This window comes from Sandaracinus amylolyticus, assembly GCF_000737325.1.
Classification (GTDB): Bacteria; Myxococcota_A; Polyangia; order Polyangiales; family Sandaracinaceae; genus Sandaracinus; species Sandaracinus amylolyticus.
The window spans coordinates 2,437,675-2,455,353 of sequence record NZ_CP011125.1 but is presented as its reverse complement, the minus strand read 5'-3'; the positions used below and the strand labels follow the sequence as shown (position 1 = coordinate 2,455,353).

At 72.3% G+C, this 17,679-nt stretch carries 15 protein-coding genes; 10 read left to right on the top strand and 5 right to left on the bottom strand.

Annotation, left to right across the window (positions count from 1 at the left end):
* Positions 1 to 60 precede the first annotated feature (60 nt).
* A complete protein-coding gene (locus tag DB32_RS10300; protein WP_053232249.1) occupies positions 61 to 1,002 on the top strand; it encodes an oxidoreductase in 942 nt (313 codons plus the stop codon).
* On the opposite strand, the gene DB32_RS10295 is transcribed toward DB32_RS10300, so the two are convergent.
* Entirely contained in the window at positions 1,003 to 1,449 is a 447-nt protein-coding gene (locus tag DB32_RS10295; protein WP_053232248.1) for an STAS/SEC14 domain-containing protein, read from the bottom strand.
* Between the two features lie 51 nt (positions 1,450 to 1,500).
* Between DB32_RS10295 and DB32_RS10290 the strand changes: the two genes are divergently transcribed.
* Positions 1,501 to 2,358 carry a beta propeller repeat protein gene (locus DB32_RS10290; RefSeq protein WP_053232247.1) on the top strand — a complete coding sequence of 286 codons (858 nt, stop codon included), beginning with the start codon at positions 1,501 to 1,503 and terminating at the stop codon, positions 2,356 to 2,358.
* Positions 2,359 to 2,362: 4 nt separating this feature from the next.
* On the opposite strand, the gene DB32_RS10285 is transcribed toward DB32_RS10290, so the two are convergent.
* From DB32_RS10285 to DB32_RS46575, 3 genes are read right to left on the bottom strand one after another with little or no spacing between them, the layout of a single operon-like run.
* A complete protein-coding gene (locus DB32_RS10285) occupies positions 2,363 to 2,884 on the bottom strand; it encodes a 3'-5' exonuclease (RefSeq protein WP_053232246.1) in 522 nt (173 codons plus the stop codon).
* Entirely contained in the window at positions 2,881 to 3,747 is an 867-nt protein-coding gene (gene sigJ, locus DB32_RS46580) for an RNA polymerase sigma factor SigJ (protein WP_053232245.1), read from the bottom strand. The genes DB32_RS10285 and sigJ overlap by 4 nt, the downstream gene beginning before the upstream one ends.
* Positions 3,744 to 4,190, bottom strand: a complete 447-nt coding sequence (locus tag DB32_RS46575; RefSeq protein WP_053232244.1) for a carboxymuconolactone decarboxylase family protein — start codon at positions 4,188 to 4,190, stop codon at positions 3,744 to 3,746. Before DB32_RS46575 ends, sigJ begins: the two co-directional genes overlap by 4 nt.
* Before the next feature lie 145 nt (positions 4,191 to 4,335).
* On the opposite strand from DB32_RS46575, the gene DB32_RS10270 reads away from it, so the two are divergent.
* Positions 4,336 to 5,775 carry a hypothetical protein gene (locus DB32_RS10270; protein WP_169791402.1) on the top strand — a complete coding sequence of 480 codons (1,440 nt, stop codon included), beginning with the start codon at positions 4,336 to 4,338 and terminating at the stop codon, positions 5,773 to 5,775.
* Position 5,776: 1 nt separating this feature from the next.
* On the opposite strand, the gene argG is transcribed toward DB32_RS10270, so the two are convergent.
* Positions 5,777 to 7,138: an argininosuccinate synthase gene (argG, locus tag DB32_RS10265; RefSeq protein ID WP_053232242.1), complete on the bottom strand. Its 1,362-nt coding sequence runs from the start codon at positions 7,136 to 7,138 to the stop codon at positions 5,777 to 5,779.
* A 125-nt stretch (positions 7,139 to 7,263) separates the two neighbouring features.
* On the opposite strand from argG, the gene DB32_RS10260 reads away from it, so the two are divergent.
* From DB32_RS10260 to DB32_RS10230, 7 genes are all read left to right on the top strand, one after another.
* Positions 7,264 to 8,241 carry a helix-turn-helix domain-containing protein gene (locus DB32_RS10260; RefSeq protein WP_053232241.1) on the top strand — a complete coding sequence of 326 codons (978 nt, stop codon included), beginning with the start codon at positions 7,264 to 7,266 and terminating at the stop codon, positions 8,239 to 8,241.
* Between the two features lie 93 nt (positions 8,242 to 8,334).
* Positions 8,335 to 8,517: a hypothetical protein gene (locus DB32_RS10255; RefSeq protein WP_157068916.1), complete on the top strand. Its 183-nt coding sequence runs from the start codon at positions 8,335 to 8,337 to the stop codon at positions 8,515 to 8,517.
* Positions 8,517 to 10,418 (top strand): Vgb family protein, encoded by a 1,902-nt coding sequence (locus DB32_RS10250; protein ID WP_157068915.1) that lies wholly within the window; start codon positions 8,517 to 8,519, stop codon positions 10,416 to 10,418. The genes DB32_RS10255 and DB32_RS10250 overlap by 1 nt, the downstream gene beginning before the upstream one ends.
* Positions 10,415 to 12,235, top strand: a complete 1,821-nt coding sequence (locus DB32_RS48105) for an IgGFc-binding protein (RefSeq protein ID WP_053232238.1) — start codon at positions 10,415 to 10,417, stop codon at positions 12,233 to 12,235. The genes DB32_RS10250 and DB32_RS48105 overlap by 4 nt, the downstream gene beginning before the upstream one ends.
* Positions 12,232 to 13,317 (top strand): vWA domain-containing protein, encoded by a 1,086-nt coding sequence (locus DB32_RS48100; protein WP_053232237.1) that lies wholly within the window; start codon positions 12,232 to 12,234, stop codon positions 13,315 to 13,317. Before DB32_RS48105 ends, DB32_RS48100 begins: the two co-directional genes overlap by 4 nt.
* Entirely contained in the window at positions 13,317 to 15,473 is a 2,157-nt protein-coding gene (locus DB32_RS10235) for a putative metal-binding motif-containing protein (protein WP_157068914.1), read from the top strand. The genes DB32_RS48100 and DB32_RS10235 overlap by 1 nt, the downstream gene beginning before the upstream one ends.
* The gene (locus tag DB32_RS10230; protein WP_053232235.1) at positions 15,470 to 17,668 is read left to right on the top strand and encodes a putative metal-binding motif-containing protein; all 2,199 of its coding nucleotides are present in this window, start codon (positions 15,470 to 15,472) and stop codon (positions 17,666 to 17,668) included. Before DB32_RS10235 ends, DB32_RS10230 begins: the two co-directional genes overlap by 4 nt.
* Positions 17,669 to 17,679 lie beyond the last annotated feature (11 nt).

Genomic DNA, 17,679 nt, shown 5'->3' with positions numbered 1-17,679 from the left:
GTCGTGCGTGGAGGAGCGCGTGTGCACTGCGTGTGCCCGCTGCTGCTACGCTCGCGCCCCATGGCGACGACCTGGACGGCGAGCAACGTGCCCGAGCAGACGGGCAAGACCTTCGTGATCACCGGATCGAACAGCGGGATCGGCTACGAGGCCGCGGTGATCCTCGCGCAGCGCGGAGGCGAGGTGATCCTCGCGTGCCGCAGTCAGGAGAAGGGGCGGACCGCGCTCGAGCAGCTGCGCGCGGCGGCGCCGGGCGCGAAGGTGAAGCTGATGAAGCTCGATCTCGCGAGCCTCGCGAGCGTGCGTGCGTTCGCGGATCAGGTGAAGAGCGAGCACGGCCGGATCGACGCGCTGATCAACAACGCGGGGCTCATGGCGATCCCGCGCGCGACGACCGAGGACGGGTTCGAGATGCAGCTCGGCACGAACCACCTCGGGCACTTCGCGCTGACGGGCCTGCTCTTCGGGCGGCTGATCGAGACCGCGCCGGCGCGCGTGGTGAACGTCGCGAGCCAGGCGCACCGCATGGGGAAGATGCGCTTCGAGGATCTGATGGGCGAGAAGCGCTACGAGAAGTGGAGCGCGTACGGGCAGAGCAAGCTCGCGAACCTGCTCTTCACGTTCGAGCTGCAGCGCCGCACCGAGAAGAAGTGGCCCGGGAAGGCGCCCGTCGCGGCGGTCGCGTGCCACCCCGGGTACGCGGCGACCGAGCTGCAGGGCAAGGGGCCCGAGCTCGAGAAGAGCCGCTTCGGCGCGATGATCATGAAGCTCGGCAACGGCATGTTCGCGCAGACCGCGGCGATGGGCGCGCTGCCGACGCTGCGCGCGGCGACCGATCCCGACACGAAGAGCGGCGACTACTACGGTCCCGCGGGGCTCGGCGAGATGGCGGGCCCGCCGGTGAAGGTCGGCTGCACGCCGGCGGCGCGCGATCCCGAGGTCGCGAAGCAGCTGTGGGAGCGCAGCGTGGAGCTGACGAAGGTCGACTTCGGCGGGCTCTGATCAGCTCGCGCGGCGCGCGACGCTCGCGAAGCGCGGCAGATTCGCGAGCGACACGCCCGCGCGGTCCGCGATCCATGCGCGGGCCTTCTCTTCCGAGGAGAAGGTCTCGCGCACGACCTTGGCGGGACCGCCGGTCATCCACGTGAACGCGACGTAGACGCCTTCGATCAGCGGGTTCGAGAACACGAACGCCTCGCCGACGACGCGCTTCTCGAAGAGCGCCGCGATCTTCCGGAACTCGTCGGCCGCGGTCTTCCGGTGCAGCGGCGAAGCGCGCACGACGTCCATGGTGCTCAGGTCGACGAGGAACCAGAGCGGTGGCCCGGGACGCTCGAGCAGCGCGCGCAGCTCGTCGTAGTACGCGCGCACCTCGTCGATCGTCGCCTCGCGCGGGAACACGACGACCACGACGGGCGGGTGCGAGGTGTCGACGAGCGTCCTTGCCATGTGCGCGCGGATGCTACCGCGACGCGCGCGTTTCGAGGTACTCAGGCAGCCATGCGCGCTCAGGTCGCTCTCGTCGCGGTGGTGCTCGTGGCTTGTGGCTCGTCCGGGACACCGGCGGACGGAGGCGCGACCCAGGACGCACCGAGCTCGCGCGTCGATGCGAGCGCGAGCGACGCAGGCGCGAGCGGCGAGACGATCCCGGTGATCGTCGCGGCGGGCTCGAACCACGCGCGCTGGGTGAGCATCGACGGCGGCGGCACGTGGTGCTCGGTGCGCGACGAGGCGCCGGGCACGACGGACTACGACAATCCGAACTTGCTCCGGAACATCACGTACACGAACGGTCGGTTCGTGACCGGCTCCGCGAACGCGATCTTCGCGTCGGAGAACGGATACGAGTGGAGCGAGACGACGCGCTCCGGTCAGTGGATCGCGCAGATCGAGTTCGGCAACGGCTGGTGGGTCGCGACCGGCGGCTTCGGGATGGCGATGCGCTCTCGAGATCTCACGACGTGGGAGGACGTCTCGGCGGAGCTCCCGGGCAACGAGGCGTCGCGCACGCTCGCGTTCGGTGCGGGGACGTTCGTGACCGCACGCGACGGAGTCGGCTGGTGGTCGAGCGCCGACGGGCGTGGATGGACGCAGCTCGACGCGAGCGGTGGCACCGAGGTCGTGTTCGACGGAGCGCGCTTCGTCGCGCGGCCCGGCTACGATCGCGGCCACGGCGTGCGGCTGCGCGGCGGATGGCCCGACCGCATCGAGCGCGCGGAGGATCGCGACGGCGCGGCGTTCACCACGGTCGCGATGCTCGACGAGTCGCCGACGCGCTTCGCGTTCGGGGTCGCGCCCGCGGCGGACTACGAGCGTGAGCGGCTGCCCGCGGCGCTCGCCGACTGCCTCGGTCTCTGATCGATCAGCGCAGGCGGATCTTCAGGCCGAGCTCGTCCTTCATGCGCAGCAGGGCCTCCGCATTGCCGCGCGCGTCGTCGACCGGATGGTGCGTGTGCTCGGTGCGGCGCAGGTGCTTGAACGTCTGGAACGCGTCCTTCACCAGGCCCTTGTAGAGCGAGCCGAGGTTCTGCGAGCTGTGGCCGAACGGGTTCTTTCCGAGGAAGTGATGGAAGTACCAATTCACGAATTGCCAATCGAATCCATTGTTGTCAGAGACGAACACGATTCGATTGGCACCCTCGCGAGCGAGCCAGTCGGCGAATCGCGACATCGACTCCGTCGGATCGTCGAACGTCAGAGTCTCTTCGCGAGAGAAGCCGGAGACCTTCAGCGCATCGGGGATCCAGCGCTCCGAGATCGGCCGGATCCGCGCGTAGAACGTGCGCTCGAGCCCGGGCTCCACGATGACCGCGCCGAGCGCGATCATCGAGTAGTCCCCGGGGATCGGCCCATCGGCCTCGACGTCGACCATCACGTACGTCATTCGCGTGCTCCCATCGCGGCGCGCAGCTTGTCGGGATCGAGCACGCGGTGCACGGCGCGCACACGCGTGCCTTCGAGCTCGAGCGCGGAGATCGAGACGACCACGCCGTCGACGTAGGTGACGACGCCCGGCTCGCCGCCGACGAACACGACGCGCTCCTCGACGGCGCCTGCTCGCTCCCGCTTGCGCGCGATGCCCGCGAGCGCTCGCGCGACGCGATCGCGCCCGACGATCCATCGCCGCGCAGCGCCGCGCACCCCGCGGCCATCGGTCGCGAGCCGTGCGTCCTCGGTGAGCAGCTCGACGAGCGCGCGATCGTCCTTCGCGCGCAGCGCCGCTGCGAAGCGGTGCGCGATCTCGGCGCGAGCCTCGGGCGAAGCAACGGAGCGCGAGCGCTCGGTGCGCACACGCTCCCGCGCGCGATGGACCACCTGTCGGCACGCGGCCTCGCTGCGTCCGAGGGCACGCGCGATCGCCGGGTAGTCCACGTCGAACACGTCGCGCAGCAAGAACGCGGCGCGCTCCTCGGGCGCGAGCCGCTCGAGCAGCAGCAGGAACGCGACCGAGAGGTCCGAGGCGAGCTCGACGGCGCGCTCGGGGGAGTCGGTCACGATCGGCGTCGGAAGCCACGGGTCGATCTCGGTGCTGCGCTCGGTTCGGCGGGCACGCAGGCGATCGATGCAGAGGCGCGTGATGGTCGTGACGAGCCACGCCTCGGGCGTCCGCACGAGCTCGTCGTCGTCGCGACGATGCCAGCGCAAGAACGTCTCCTGCACCATGTCGTCGGCGTCGGCGATCGAGCCGAGCATGCGATACGCGATGCCCCACAGACGCCGGCGGTGCGGCTCGAGCACGTCGGTCACGGCGTCTCCGAGGCTCCTTGTCGGAACGCGATCGCGACGCGGTTCCACGCGTTCATCGTCGCGATCACGAAGGTGAGCTCGGCGCGCTCGCGCTCGTCGAAGTGGCGCGCGACCTCGTCGTAGAGCGGGTCGGGCGCGCCGTCGCGATCGACGCGCGTGAGCGACTCCGCCCACGCGAGCGCCGCACGCTCGCGCGGAGAGAAGAACGGAGTCTCGCGCCACGCGGCCACGGCATTGATCTTCCGCGCCGCGACGCCGGCCGCCAGCGCCTCGCGGAAGTGGAGATCGACGCAGTACGAGCACCCGTTGATGTGCGAGATGCGCAGGTCGACGAGGTGGCGCAGCGAGGGCTCGATCGCGCCTTCGGACAGGGTGCGCGAGACGGTGCCGAGCGCGCGATACACGTCGGGAACGATGCGGGGATAGGCGAGACGCTGGTCCATGTGGATTGGCTCCTTCGCAACGAAGACGGGCCAGCCGGCGCGCTGTGACAGGCGAGTCGCCAACACGGTTGGCGCGAAGAGCCGACGAGTCGCGAGACGTCCGTGAGATCCGCACGCGGCGCGTCGCTTGCTCGGAGTCGCACGAATGCGCCGAATCCTCCCCGCGATCGCGTCCTCGCTCGCCCTCGCGTGCACTCCAGTCGACGCCACGCCACCGACTCCTTGTCTGCACACGGATCGACCGCTCCGCATGACGCTCGAAGGACGTCCCGAGAGCGTCGACCTGCTGGTCGTGCTCGACGACTCGAGCCTCGGCCGCATCGACGAGGTGAACGGCGCGATCGCGCGCCTGACACGCTCGCTCGCTACGGGCGATCGCGACGGCGACGAGCGCAGAGACGTGCCCGCCCTCCCGCTGCGCGTCGCGGTCGTGACGAGCCATCTCGGCGCCGCGGGGCACGACGTGCCCTCGTGCACCGACGGGCGCTTCGGAGCCTCGGGCGACGACGGTGCGCCGCGACCGGGCGATCCTTCGTGCGGCGGGAGCTCGCCCGTGATCACGTTCGAGCCGGGCGACGACGCCGATGCGTTCGTCGACGCCGTCCGATGTGCAGCGCGCGTGGGCACGTCTGGCTGCGGCTGGGAGCAGCCGCTCGAGGCCGCGCTCAAGGCGCTCGCGCCGACGCCCGACGCGGCCGACCTCGTCCATCCGCGCGTTCCGCCGCTGTTCCGCGAAGGCACCGGCCACGGCTTCGCCGAGTACGAGCCGTTCACGTATCCCCCGGTCCTCGCGGTGGTGATCGTCACCGACGAGGACGACTGCTCGGTCGAAGACGTCTCGCTGTTCGACCCTGCGGCGTACGACGGTGAGCCGCTCGAGACGCGCTGCCGCGATCATCGCGACGCGCTCTACTCGATCGCGCGCTACGTCGAAGGCGAGCACGGCGAGACCGGCCTCCTCGGACTGCGCTGGAGCCCCGACGACGTCTTCGTCGCCGCGCTGGTGGGCGCACCGCTCGACGCGCTGGAGCCCGACGGCGGCGGAGGCTACGACGCCGTCCTCGCGCACGAGCGCATGCAGCTCGTCGCGGATCCGACGCAGCCCTCGCGCGTCCTGCCGTCGTGCAGTGGCTCCGGCATCACCGCGTTGCCTCCGCGGCGGATCGTGGAAGCGCTCGACGCGCTCGACGACGCGCGCGTGCCGACGTTCCTGCGATCGATCTGCGCGCCCGATCTCGAGCCCTCGTTCGACGCCTTGGGTGACGCGCTGGGTGACCGCATCCTCGGCGCGAGGTGCAGCCGTGCCATCATCGCGGGTTGCGTCGTCGAGGAAGTGCTCCCCGAGGGCATGACGTGCGATGCGCTGCCGGGGCGGACCCGACGCACCATCGAAGATGGGCGGCAGGTCTGCCAGCTCGCGCGGGTTTCGTACGGCTCGGGAGCGCCGGGGTGGGCGCTCGTCGACGCGTTCTGTCCGCCGGAAGCGAGCGCGATCGAGCTCGAGATCGTGTCGCCGCCAGGAGCCGACTACCGCGTCGCGTGTCCCGACTCGCTCGCGCCCGATGGCGGCACGTGCTTCGAGTGACTCAGTCGCCGTCGCTCAGCAGCTTGTCGAGCTGCGTCGCTGCGCTTCCCGGCGCCGCAGTGCCCGGGCCGAGCTTCCGCACATTGTCCATCCAGTGCAGGAGCAGCGCGCGGTTGTCGCCGACGTTCAGGTTCTGCATCTCGAGCGCGCCGATGCGATCCTCGGGCGTGAACGCGGGCTGCTCGACCTTCTCCATCGAGAGCTTGTCCGGGTCGTACGCCATGTACGGCGCGCGCGTCTCGAGGATCGTGTAGTCGTCGCCGCGACGCAGCTCGAGCGTGACCGAGCCGCTGATCGCCGGCGCGATCCAGCGCGTGAGCCCGTCCTTCAGCATCATCGCCTCGGGATCGAACCACTTGCCCTCGTAGAGCAGGCGACCGAGGCGACGGCCGAGCGTCGCGTAGAGATCGGTCGTGCTCTCGTTGTGGATCGCGCTGAGCAGGCGCTCGTAGGCGATGTGGAGGAGCGCCATGCCGGGCGCCTCGTAGATGCCGCGCGACTTCGCATCGATCACGCGGTTCTCGATCTGATCGCTCATGCCGAGGCCGTGGCGTCCGCCGATCTCGTTGCACTGCACGAAGAGCTCGAACGCCGACGCGAAGCGCTTGCCGTTCAGCGCGACCGGCATGCCCGCCTCGTACTCGACCGTGATCGTCTCGGGCTCGATCGCGACGTCCTTCTTCCAGTGCGCGACGCCCATGATCGGCGCGACGATGTGCATGCCGGTGTCGAGCCGCTCGAGGTCCTTCGCCTCGTGCGTCGCGCCCAGGACGTTCGCGTCGGTCGAGTACGCCTTCTCGGTGCCCATCTTGTACGGCAGGCCGATCGACTCGAGGTACTCGCTCATCTCCTTGCGGCCGCCGAACGCGGTGACGAACGCCTGGTCGAGCCACGGCTTGTAGATGCGCAGCTCGGGATCGACGAGGATGCCGTAGCGATAGAAGCGCTGGATGTCGTTGCCCTTGTGGGTACTGCCGTCGCCGAAGACGTGCACGCCGTCCTCGCGCATCGCGCGCACGATCGCGGTCGTCGTCACGGCGCGACCGAGGGGCGTCGTGTTGAAGTACTTCTTGCCGCCCACGCTGAGGTGGAACGCGCCGCACTGGATCGCGATCAGGCCCTCGCGGACCATCGCCTCGCGGCAGTCGAGCAGGCGCGCGAGCTTCGCGCCGTGCGTCATCGCGATCGGCGGGATCTCGCGCGGGTCCTTCTCGTCGGGCTGCGCGAGGTCCGCGGTGTAGCAGTGGACGTCGAGGCCCTGTCGCGACATCCACGCGACGGCAGCGCGCGTGTCGAGGCCGCCCGAGAAGGCGAGGCCGATCTTGGTTCCGGCGGGAGGCAGCGAGCGGTAGATGCGGCTCATGGCGGGCGCGGGTGTAGCACGCCGCGTCGGGCGCGTGATCACGGCGTCGCCACGCGTCCGTCACGCGGCCGTGACACACGTGCGGCTCCCCGCGCGCGCGCAGGCGACGTACGCTCTCGGTCCACATGGCGAGCAGTTCCGCCGAGACGGCGTGGAAGCGAGTCACGCGCGCGACCGTCCGAGCGCTCCGAGGCAAACGCTCGCAGCGCGTCGCGAGCGAGAAGCTCGGGTACGAGACGAACGTGCTGTACGACTGGGAGCGCGGACGGCGCAGCCCGGTCACGACGGAGGTCGTGCGCCTCGCCGCGCTGCGGGCCGCGCCGCGATGGGAGAAGGAGCCCGTGCGGCTGCCGGTCGCGTTCGCCGACGTGCGCACGCTCGCCGACGTCGACGGAGTCGCGTCGTACCTCCGCGCGATCACGTCGGGCCACGCGGTCACGCGCCTCGCGAGCGCGATCGGCGTCACGCGGGCGACGCTCGGGCGCTGGCTGCGCGGGCTCTCGGAGCCGCGCTTCCACGAGTTCCTCGCGCTGGTCGACGCGTGCGGCGCGCTGCCCGATCTCGTCATCGACGCGCTCGGGATCGACGCGTCGACGCTGCCGCTCCCCGAAGGACCGCGGAAGCGCCGCAGCATCGAGGACGCGTTCGAGTCCGAGCCGCTCCTCGCGGTGCTGATCCCCGCGCTCTCGGTGCGCTCGGTGCAGCGCGCGAAGGATCCGGTCGCGGAGCTCGCGCGAGGGCTCGACGTGCCCGAAGCGCGCGTGCTCGCGGCGCTCGAGCTGTGCGCGACGCTCGGGATCGCGCGCAAGACGCGTCAGGGCTGGGCGCTGATCCCCGACGACGGGCCGCGCGTCGTGTCGGCGCGACGCACGAAACGATTCGGCGTCGCGTTCCGCGAGATGGCGCGGTCGCGCGCGCTGCGTCCGGGCTTCGAAGGACCGATCGTCGTGCTGCAGGTCGATCGCGAGCGCTACGAGCGGCTGCAGGAGCACCGACGCGCGATCCAGCAGATGCTGATGGAGCTCTCGACGCCGCTGCCGACCGCCGATCGACTGGTGCTCGTCTCGGTCGAGCTGCACGCGCTGTTCGGCGACGCGCCCTGATCCGGCAGATCCCACCTGCCAGGATCGATCGCGCGCGACGCCGCGCGTGTCGCGTGGATTGCGACCGTGTCGCAGCGCCGCGACGCTCTCGTGATGCGATTCGAACACGCCGCGAGCGCGACGACACGTGCGCTCGGCGCGTCGGGCGCCTGGACGCGGGCACGCGCGAGCGGCGCGCCGCCGGACCAGCGCGCGAGCGAGCGCTGTCGGGGCGGCACCTGCGTGTCGCTCGTGCCGGGTCAGGCGTGCTGCGCGGGGGCGGAGTGGAGCGGTTGATGCGACGACGAAGCACGTTCGTGGCGGCGCTGCTCCTCGCGAGCATCGCGTGCACGGTCGAGGACGATCGCGAAGAGCTCGTGCCGTGCCGCGTGGATCGCGACTGTCCCGGTGGGAGCTGTCGCGCCGGGCTCTGCTCGCCGATCCCGTGCGTCGACGACGACGCCGACGGTCGAGGCGAGGGCTGCTCGATGGGGCCCGACTGCGACGACGGCGATCCGATGCAGACCGGCCTGGAGGTGTGCGACGGACGCGACAACGACTGCGACGGCGACGCCGACGACGGCTTGATCATCACGGCCTGCGGCTCGTGCATGCCGGGCTGCACCGAGCTGCGCCTCGGCGCGGGCGGCTCGCCGTTCGACGCGCCCGCCGCGCAGCTCGACGGCGTCTCGGTCGGTGAAGACGGCGTGCTCTCGATGGAGGCGCCCGAGCCCGCGGCCGAGCACCTCATCTGGATCCCGAGCACCGGCGACGGGACGATCGTGAAGGTCGACGTGCAGACGTTCGAGCCGCTCGCGCGCTATCGCACGGGCCCGAACGCGCTGCTCGACGAGCCCTCGCGCACCGCGGTCGACGTGCGCGGCGACGTCTACGTGACGAACGTCCACGGCGAGAGCGTCACGCGCATCGCGGCGCGTCCTGCGCTCTGCCCGGATCGCGACGGTGACGGAACGGTGCGGACGTCGAGCGGCCCCGACGACGTGCTCCCGTGGGGCGAGGACGAGTGCGTGCTCTGGAACCACCCGATGCCGGATGCGCGGCCGACGGCGATCGCGGTGCGCGACGAGGCGATCCTCGGCGGGTACGCGCCGCGCGTGTGGGTCGGGGGCGTCGACACCGAGCTCGTCTACCAGCTCGACGGCGACACCGGCGAAGAGCTCTTCCGCTTCTCGACCCCGGAGCACCAGCCCGCGACGGTCTTCGCGATCGACGCGCGCGGACAGCTCTTCTCCGCGCCGCACCACACGGGCATCGCGCGCGGGTTCTACGCGCGGATCGACACCACGCGCTGCGTGGACGAGCCGAGCTGCGCCGCCGCGGCCTGTGGGCCATCGGGCGACGACTGCGTGCGGCAGGTCCTCGACATCCCGGCGTGCAGCGCGATCGCGCTCGGGCCCGACGGCCTGCTGCACCTCGGCTGTCCGTATCACACGATCTGGGATCCGCGCGCACCGCTCGGCCGACGGCTCGGCGAGCCGAACGGCGAGTCGTCCTACGTGCGCAACCTGGTCGCGGACGCGCGCGGCAACGTGTTCGTCGCGGACGCGGCGATCAACGGCGTCGGCGTCGTGCGCGTCGACCCCGCGACCGGTGAGACGGTCGGCGTCACGCCGTGGCCCTACGCAGGCGGAGCGGAGCCGCAGGGCCTCTCGGTCGACGACGAGGGGAAGGTGTGGGTGATCAACGCCGCGACCGGCGACGCGACGGTGATCGCGCCCGGCGAGGCGCTCGACGACAACACCGTGTGGTCGGGCGTGGTGCCGATCCTGCGCCGGCCCGACGCGTGGACCGACATGACGACGCGGCTCGGCGCGGCGCCGCGCGCGCGCGGTCTCTATCGCTACCGGCTCGACACGTGCGACGGAGGCGTCGCGACGATCACGCCGGAGCTCGGCCGCCTGACGTGGGAGGCGGGCATCCCGGTGGACGCGTCGATGACGGTGCGCGTGCGCACCGCCGCGTCGCAGAGCGCGCTCGCCGCGGCGCGATGGCTGACCGTCGCGACGATCGCGCCCGACGCGCCGCCGATCGACGTCGGGGACGTGCTCGCGTTCCGCGGCGAGGACCCGGCGCAGATCGTGGAGCTCGAGCTCGCGCTCGACGGCACGGCGCGCGCGCTCCCGCGCGTGCTCTCGGTGCGCCTCGCGTACCGCGCGGGCTGCGAGGTGCCGCGATGATCCGCGTGTGCGTGCTCGCGCTCGCGATCGCGCTCGTCGGGTGCAGCGACGAGCCGCGCCCGCCGGGGCGCGATGCCGGCGCCGGCGACGCGCCCGAGTCCATCTGCGGCGAGCCCGACACGCTGCGATGCGAGGGCCTCGTCCACTACCGCTGCGGCGCGGACGGTCGGACGCGCGAGGACGAGACGCACTGCGACGAAGCGTGCAGCGCGTCGCTCGGCTGCGTCGCGTGCGTGCCGGGCCAGCGGCGCTGCGACGGCAATCGCTCCGAGGTGTGTCTGCCCGACGGGAGCGGCTACACGCACGTGCGCGACTGCGCCGACTGGGGCTCGGTCTGCAGCGGCAACGGCGACTGCGGCGACGAGTGCGCGATCGCCGAGCGTCGCAACGGGTACATCGGCTGCGAGTACTTCGCGGCCCCGCTCGGCAACCACCTCCTCGATCTGTCGACGTTCACCTTCCGTATCTCGATCGCGAACCCCGGCGCGGCGCCCGCCCACGTGCGCATCCAGCGCGGCGGCGACGACGTGCGCTCGCTCGACGTGGCGGCGGGAGACCTCGAGGTCGTCACGCTTCCGTGGACCGAGTCGGCGTGGGTCGGCGAGCAGGCCGAGAGCATCGCGAGCCCGGACGCGGCGTACCGCGTCATCGCGGATCGGCCGGTCGTGGTGACGCAGTTCAATCCCTACGAGTACGCGACCTCGGCGGGCACGACGTTCAGCCACTCGAACGACGCGTCGCTGCTCCTGCCGGTGCACGCGCTCGCGGGCCGCTACGTCGGGCTCTCGTTCGCGCCGTTCAACGTGCTCGATCCGCTCGCGGGCGTGGTGCAGTGGACGGGCGCGATCGCGCTCGTGGGCGTGAGCCCGGACCCGGTGCGGGTGCGCATGCACCTGCGCGCGCCGATCGAGGCCGAGCGCTCGGGGCGCTGGCCCGCGCTGACCGTCGGCGACGTGCTCGAGCTCGAGCTCGCGCGCGGCGAGGTCGTGCAGGTGTTCGCGAAGCGGCCGCCTCCGTGCGGCGCGGGGCGCGACGGCGCGCGCTCGGTGCTCGGCTCGAACGCGATCGCGTGCGACGACCCCGCGCACGACCTCACCGGCTCGAGCATCGAGGCCGACGGCCCCCTCGCCGTCTTCGCCACGCACCCCTGCCTGTACGCGCCGTTCTACGCGCCTGCCTGCGATCACGTCGAGGAGCAGCTCGCTCCCGTGCGCGCGTGGGGTCGCTCGTTCCGCGCGAGCGCGCTCGTGCAGCCGGGCGTCGACACCGCGAACCTCGTGCGCATCGTCGCGAGCGCGCACGACACCGAGATCACGTTCGACCCTCCGCCGGTCGACGGCGCGACGTTCGCGCTGCCGAGCCGCGAGCACCGCGATCTCGTCGTGCGAGGTCCCTTCTCGATCGAGGCGACGCATCCGGTGCAGGTCTCGGTGCTCACGCTCGGCGCGGGCTACGCCGAGCCCGAGACGCCGGTCGGCGATCCCGCGCTCACGATGCTGGTGCCGCGCGAGCAGTACCGCGCCGACTACACGTTCGTCGCGCCCGAGACGTACCGCTCGACGCTCGACGGGCAGAGCTATCTCACCGTCGTGCGCGCACGCGACGTCGGCATCCTGCTCGACGGCGCGCCGCTCGAGGTGCCGTTCCGCAGCATCGGCGACGAGCAGGTCGCGACGTTCCCGATCTCCGGCGGCATCCACACGCTCGTCGCGGCCGATCCCGAAGCGCGCATCGGCGCGCTCGTGTTCGGGCTCGCTCGCTACACGTCGTACGCGTACCCGGCTGGCCTCGACCTGGAGACGGTGGATCTCGAATGAGCGCCCGACTCGCCATCCCGATCGCCGCGCTCGCGGCGATGATCGCGTGCACCGGACGCACGCCTCCCGAGACCGACGGCGGGCCTCCGCCCGACGTGCCCGCGCGACCGGATGCGGGCGACGCGCGCGACGCCGGTCCCGAAGATCCGTTCGATCCGAGCTCGTCGTGCGCCGCGTGGGTCTCGCCGCTGGAGAGCACCGTGGGCTCGCTGCTGCTGCTCGTCGATCAGTCGGTGAGCATGCAGCTCGACGGTCGCGAGGCGACGCGCTGGGAGGAGCTGCAGGAAGGCATCGCGTCGTGGATCGAGGACGCGCCCGCCGAGCTCGAGGTCGGGCTCGTTCGCTTCCCGGAGCACACGACCGGATGCGCGACACCGCTCGAGCCGACGGTCGCGATCGCGCCGCTCTCCGCCGAGCAGCGCGCGCAGCTCGTCGGCGCGCTGGGTGAGCTGCCGTTCAGCAGCGAGACGCCGCTCACCGCCGCGGTGGAGTCGGGCTTCGCGCTGCTCGATCGACTGCCGTCCGCGGAGCCGCGCGGCATCGTGCTCCTCACCGACGGCCTCGACACGTGCCATCCCGACGGGCCCGGCGTGCCCGATCGCCTGGTGCGCCTGGTGCGCGAGCGCGCGACGCAACAGCAGCAACCGACGGTGACGATCTCGCTCGGCGGCGATCGCGGCGACCTCTCGGTGCTCGCGGCGAACGGCGGCGCGCCGAGCTTCGAAGGATGCGCAGCGACCTGCCGCTGGGACACGCCGATCGAAGCCTGCTGCCAGTTCCTGTTCGTGCGCGCGGGGCTCGACGAGGCCGAGCGCTTGCTCGGCGAGTCGTGCTCGTTCGATCTCCCGTGGACGAGCCCACCGAGCGCGCGCGATCTCGAGCTGATCAACCTCGGGCTGCGCCGCGACGACGGCTCGATCGAGCGCCTCCGCATCGTCACGCCGGGCCGTCCCGGCGGCCACGCGCGGCTGGGTGACGACGGAGCGCACGTGGTGCTCACGGACGCCACGCGCTGCGAGCGCGTGCGGCGCGGTGAAGCGGCGCTGATCGGCTCGTTCGGATGCGCGCAGGAGCGGTGGTGATGAGGACGACGAAGCTGATCGGCGCGCTCGCGATCGCGTGCAGCCTCGCGTGCGGCGACGGCGATCCTCCGGCGACGATGGACGACGGCGGTCAGCGCGCGTGCGTCGCGCCCGGGCTCACCCTCGGCCAGCTCTGCTCCGAGGACGCGCCCTGCGACGACGGCTGCTTCTGCAACGGCGTCGAGCGCTGCGTCGAGGGCGTGTGCAGCGCGGGCGAGCGCGCGGCGTGCGACGACGGTGTCGCGTGCACGCTGGACGCCTGCGACCCGGCGACCGACGCGTGCGCCGCGACCGCCGCCGACATCGAGTGCGACGACGGCGATCCCTGTAACGGCATCGAGATCTGCGAGCTGACGCGCGGCTGCGTGCCCGGCCCCGATCCCTGCGACGACGGCGACGACTGCACCGTCGACTCGTGCACCGGTGAGGGCGAGTGCGAGCACGAGCTCGCCGATCGCGACGACGACGGCTTCGTCGACCAGCTGTGCGGCGGCACCGACTGCGACGACGCGCCGAGCACCGGAGCGAGCCGCCATCCCGGCGCGCCCGAGGTGTGCGGCAACGAGCTCGACGACGACTGCAACGGCAGCTCCGACGCGCTCGAGTCGTGCCCCGCGACGAACGACGGCTGCGACGACGCGCGCGTGATCAGCGCGTCGACGACGCTGCTCGGCACGACGCTCGGCGCGGCGCTCGACGTGCCCTCGCCGTGCGTCGTCGGCGGGAACGAGCCCGGCGACGTGGTCTACCGCGTGCGCCTCCCGGCCGAGCGCGATCTGTCCGTGAGCGCCGCGAGCGTCACGCCCGACGACCCGCTGACGACGGCGGTCGCGCTCGCGCTGCGTCCCTGGGACCAGTGCGCGATGCCCGAGGGCGCGCCGCTCGCGTGTCGCGCGCCGGACGCGCCGACCGTGCTCCGGGCGCGGCGCCTCGCGGCGGGTGACTACGCGCTCGTGGTCACGTCGGTCGCGGGACGCGGCCCGTTCGAGCTCTCGGTCGAGATCGAGGCGCCCGTCGATGCGATCGAGGGCGACGGCTGCGAGGCCCCGCGCACGATCACCGCGTCGGGCACGTACTCGTTGCCGCTGCTCGATCTGCGCGCCGACATCGCCGACCACTGCCGCTTCGGCGATCGCGGCGGCGTGGATGCCGTGTACCGGCTGGTGCTCGATGCGCCGCGCGACGTGCACATCGAGGGCGAGAACGCGCGCGTCGCGGTGACCTCGGTGTGCGGCGACGAAGGTCGCGACGACGACGTGCGCGGGTGCGGCGCGGGCGCGCTCACGCTGCGCGCGCTGCCGGCGGGCGAGCACTGGATCGTCGTCGAGGACGCGCGCACCGATCCCACGGCGGTCTCGCTGGACGTCGACGTCACGATCGAGCCCGTCTCCGGCGAGGCGCACGACGGCGACGTCTGCGCCCGCGCGGTCGAGCTCGCGGAGGGCGTGCCCACGACGATCGATCCGCTCCCCTTCGGCTACGAGCTCGGCGCGGCGTGCGAGGACCCGACGATCCGTCCCGCCGACGATCTCTTCGTCCGCTTCACGCTCGCGGAGGCGCGCGACGTGATCGTCGGCGCGAGCAGCAGCTGGGGTCCGCCCTGCGCCGTGACGATCACCGACGACTGCAGCACGCGCGGCGCGCTCGCATGCCGCAGGACGGGCGTGCTGCGCGTGCCGTCGGTGCCCGCGGGCGAGCACTTCGCGGCGATCTCGTGCATGGAGAACACCGGGCCCGTCGAGGTCAGGCTCGACACCGAAGCGCCCGCGAGCGCGCGCGCGAACGACGTCTGCGCCGGCGCCGTAGCGCTCGAGCCGGGCAGGGCCGCGCGCGTCGAGCTCACCGCATATCGCGACGACCGACGCTGCGGCCACGAGCGCCCCGACGCCGACGCGTTCTATCGGCTCGCGCTGAGCGCGCGCCGCCGCGTGCTCTTCTTCGTGACGCCCGAAGAGGGCGCGGGCCCGATCACCCTCGGCGTCCTCGATCGTTGCGACGACATCACGCCCACCTGCCGCACGGCCGAGGCGCAGGCGGACGGCACGATCGTGTTCGAGGAGACGCTCGAGGCGGGCGAGCACCTCGTGATGCTCGAGGGCGACCCCGCTGCGATCCCGGCCGCGCGACTGCGCGTGCAGACGACGGAGCCGCGATGACGAAGCGCTGGTCGATCTCGATCGCTCTGATCCTCGCCGCGTGCGGCGAGCCCGGTCCCGCTCCGCTCGCCGACGCGGGCGCGCTGCCCGACGCGCCTCCGCCCGCGACGTGCGACGCGCCCGGCGCGACGGTCGGCGCCGCGTGCACGATCGCCGCGGAGTGCAGCGACGGCTGCTTCTGCAACGGCGAGGAGGCGTGCGTCGAGGGTCGCTGCGAGGCGGGCACCGCGCCGTGCGTCGACGCGCACGAGTGCACCGACGACGTGTGCGTCGAGGCCGCGCGCAGCTGCGTGTTCGGGCCCGACGCCGAGCGCTGCCAGGACGACGACGCCTGCAACGGCCGCGAGGTCTGCTCCGCCGATCTCGGCTGTCTCCCGGCGCCCGCGCTGCTCGACTGCAGCGACGGAGATCCGTGCACGGTCGACACGTGCGATCCCGCGACGGGCTGCGGCTCGACCACCGTGCTGCGCGACGCCGACGCGGACGGCGCGGTCGACGCGCGCTGCGGCGGCGACGACTGCAACGACGCGCTCGACTCGATCGGCCCCGCGCGCGAGGAGATCTGCGACAACTTCATCGACGACGACTGCGACGGTCTGCGCGACTACGCGCAGGCGAGCTGCGTCGCGACGAACGACACCTGCGCGACCGCGCGCGCCCTGCCGGGCTCCGGCTCGTACTCCGGGACCACGGCCGGCCTCGCCGCGGACGGCACGTCGAGCTGCTCGGAGCTGGGCACCGACGCGTTCTACGCGTTCCGCATCGACGCGCCGCGACGCGTCCGCGTCGCGGTCTGGACGCCGGTCGACGCGACCGTCTCCCTGCGCCTCCGCACCGACTGCGCCGACCCCGATCCCGCGCGCGACGTCCGCTGCGCGAACAACGGCGGAGCCGGTGCGATCGTCGTCGACGAGCCCGCGCTCGCCGCGGGCGAGTACGTCATCCGCGTCGCCACCGGGGTGCCCGTCGCGTTCGGCGTGGAGCTCTCGATCACCGCGCCCGGCACGCCGGTCCGCGGGGATCGTTGCGACGCCGAGCTCGTCGACATCACGGCCTCCACCGTGATCGCCGGTGACTTCGCGCTCTACGACGACGACCTCACGACCACGTGCGGCGAGGCGGGCGCGCTCCCCGAGGTCGTGCATCGACTCCACCTCGATCGACCGATGGACGTGGTGCTCGAGGCGAGCCTCGGGATGACGCCGATCGTGTACCGCGGCGTGACGCTCGAGGTGCGACGCACCTGCGACGACGCGAGCACGTCGCTCGGCTGCGCGATGCCCGACGCGCAGCAGGATCCGCTCTTCGAGGACCAGGGCGTCTCGCGGCTCCGCTACGCGCCGCTCGCCGCGGGCGACTACTTCGTCGTCATCGAGCGGCGGCAGAGCTACCCGACGTACGAGCTGCGCGCGACGATCACCGAGCCGGTCCCGCGGCTCGAGGGCGACGCGTGCGGCACCGCCGTCGACATCACGAATCGCACGGCCACGCTGGAGCCGCGACGCCTCGTCGGCTCGGGCTCGCACGGCACGCGGTTCGAGCCGGATTACCTCTCGAATTGCGGTGGCGTCGGCACCCTCTTCTACCCCGACGCGGTCTTCCGCTTCGAGGTCGAGACCACGTCGGACGTGATGCTCGACGTCGACTGGATCGGCGACAACGCGCACCTCTTCGTGCAGGCCGACTGCGGGAGCGTCGCTTCCGAGCTCCTCTGCCTCGAGACGCCGCGCGCCTACGGGCCGCCGCTCCTCCGCAGCGTCCCGCCCGGCGACTACTTCGTGATCGCCCGCGCCGGCGGGTACCACCAGCCGATCCACGCGCGCGCGACGCTCCTGCCGCCGACCCCGCGGCCCGAGAACGATCGGTGCCAGGACGCGCTCGAGATCGGCGACGGCGCATCGCGCATGGACACGCTCTACGGCTTCGCCGACGACGTCGAGGCGTGCTGGGCCGGCAGGGACGCGCTCTACCGGCTCACGCTCGATCGCGAGAGCGCGGTGACCGCGCTGGTCGAGTCGCTCGACCCGTTCAACCCCGTGACGATGGGGCTGCTCGAGAGCGACTGCGCCACGGCGATCACCGACTGCGTGCCGCGCGCGCTCGATCGCGTGCTCCCGCCGGGCACGTACTTCCTCGCGGTGCAGGGCTATCAAGAGACCGACTTCCGGCTCGACGTGTTCGTCGATCCGATCTGACGGAGAGAGCC

What these genes read in the sequence shown, in the direction of transcription:
- DB32_RS10290 (WP_053232247.1), top strand. Translation starts at nt 1,501, where the DNA reads ATGCGCGCTCAGGTCGCTCTCGTCGCGGTGGTGCTCGTGGCTTGTGGC.
- DB32_RS10295 (WP_053232248.1), bottom strand. Translation starts at nt 1,449, where the DNA reads ATGGCAAGGACGCTCGTCGACACCTCGCACCCGCCCGTCGTGGTCGTC.
- DB32_RS46575 (WP_053232244.1), bottom strand. Translation starts at nt 4,190, where the DNA reads ATGGACCAGCGTCTCGCCTATCCCCGCATCGTTCCCGACGTGTATCGC.
- argG (WP_053232242.1), bottom strand. Translation starts at nt 7,138, where the DNA reads ATGAGCCGCATCTACCGCTCGCTGCCTCCCGCCGGAACCAAGATCGGC.
- DB32_RS10270 (WP_169791402.1), top strand. Translation starts at nt 4,336, where the DNA reads ATGCGCCGAATCCTCCCCGCGATCGCGTCCTCGCTCGCCCTCGCGTGC.
- DB32_RS48105 (WP_053232238.1), top strand. Translation starts at nt 10,415, where the DNA reads ATGATCCGCGTGTGCGTGCTCGCGCTCGCGATCGCGCTCGTCGGGTGC.
- DB32_RS10250 (WP_157068915.1), top strand. Translation starts at nt 8,517, where the DNA reads ATGCGACGACGAAGCACGTTCGTGGCGGCGCTGCTCCTCGCGAGCATC.
- DB32_RS10255 (WP_157068916.1), top strand. Translation starts at nt 8,335, where the DNA reads ATGCGATTCGAACACGCCGCGAGCGCGACGACACGTGCGCTCGGCGCG.
- DB32_RS48100 (WP_053232237.1), top strand. Translation starts at nt 12,232, where the DNA reads ATGAGCGCCCGACTCGCCATCCCGATCGCCGCGCTCGCGGCGATGATC.
- DB32_RS10235 (WP_157068914.1), top strand. Translation starts at nt 13,317, where the DNA reads ATGAGGACGACGAAGCTGATCGGCGCGCTCGCGATCGCGTGCAGCCTC.
- DB32_RS10285 (WP_053232246.1), bottom strand. Translation starts at nt 2,884, where the DNA reads ATGACGTACGTGATGGTCGACGTCGAGGCCGATGGGCCGATCCCCGGG.
- DB32_RS10230 (WP_053232235.1), top strand. Translation starts at nt 15,470, where the DNA reads ATGACGAAGCGCTGGTCGATCTCGATCGCTCTGATCCTCGCCGCGTGC.
- DB32_RS10260 (WP_053232241.1), top strand. Translation starts at nt 7,264, where the DNA reads ATGGCGAGCAGTTCCGCCGAGACGGCGTGGAAGCGAGTCACGCGCGCG.
- DB32_RS10300 (WP_053232249.1), top strand. Translation starts at nt 61, where the DNA reads ATGGCGACGACCTGGACGGCGAGCAACGTGCCCGAGCAGACGGGCAAG.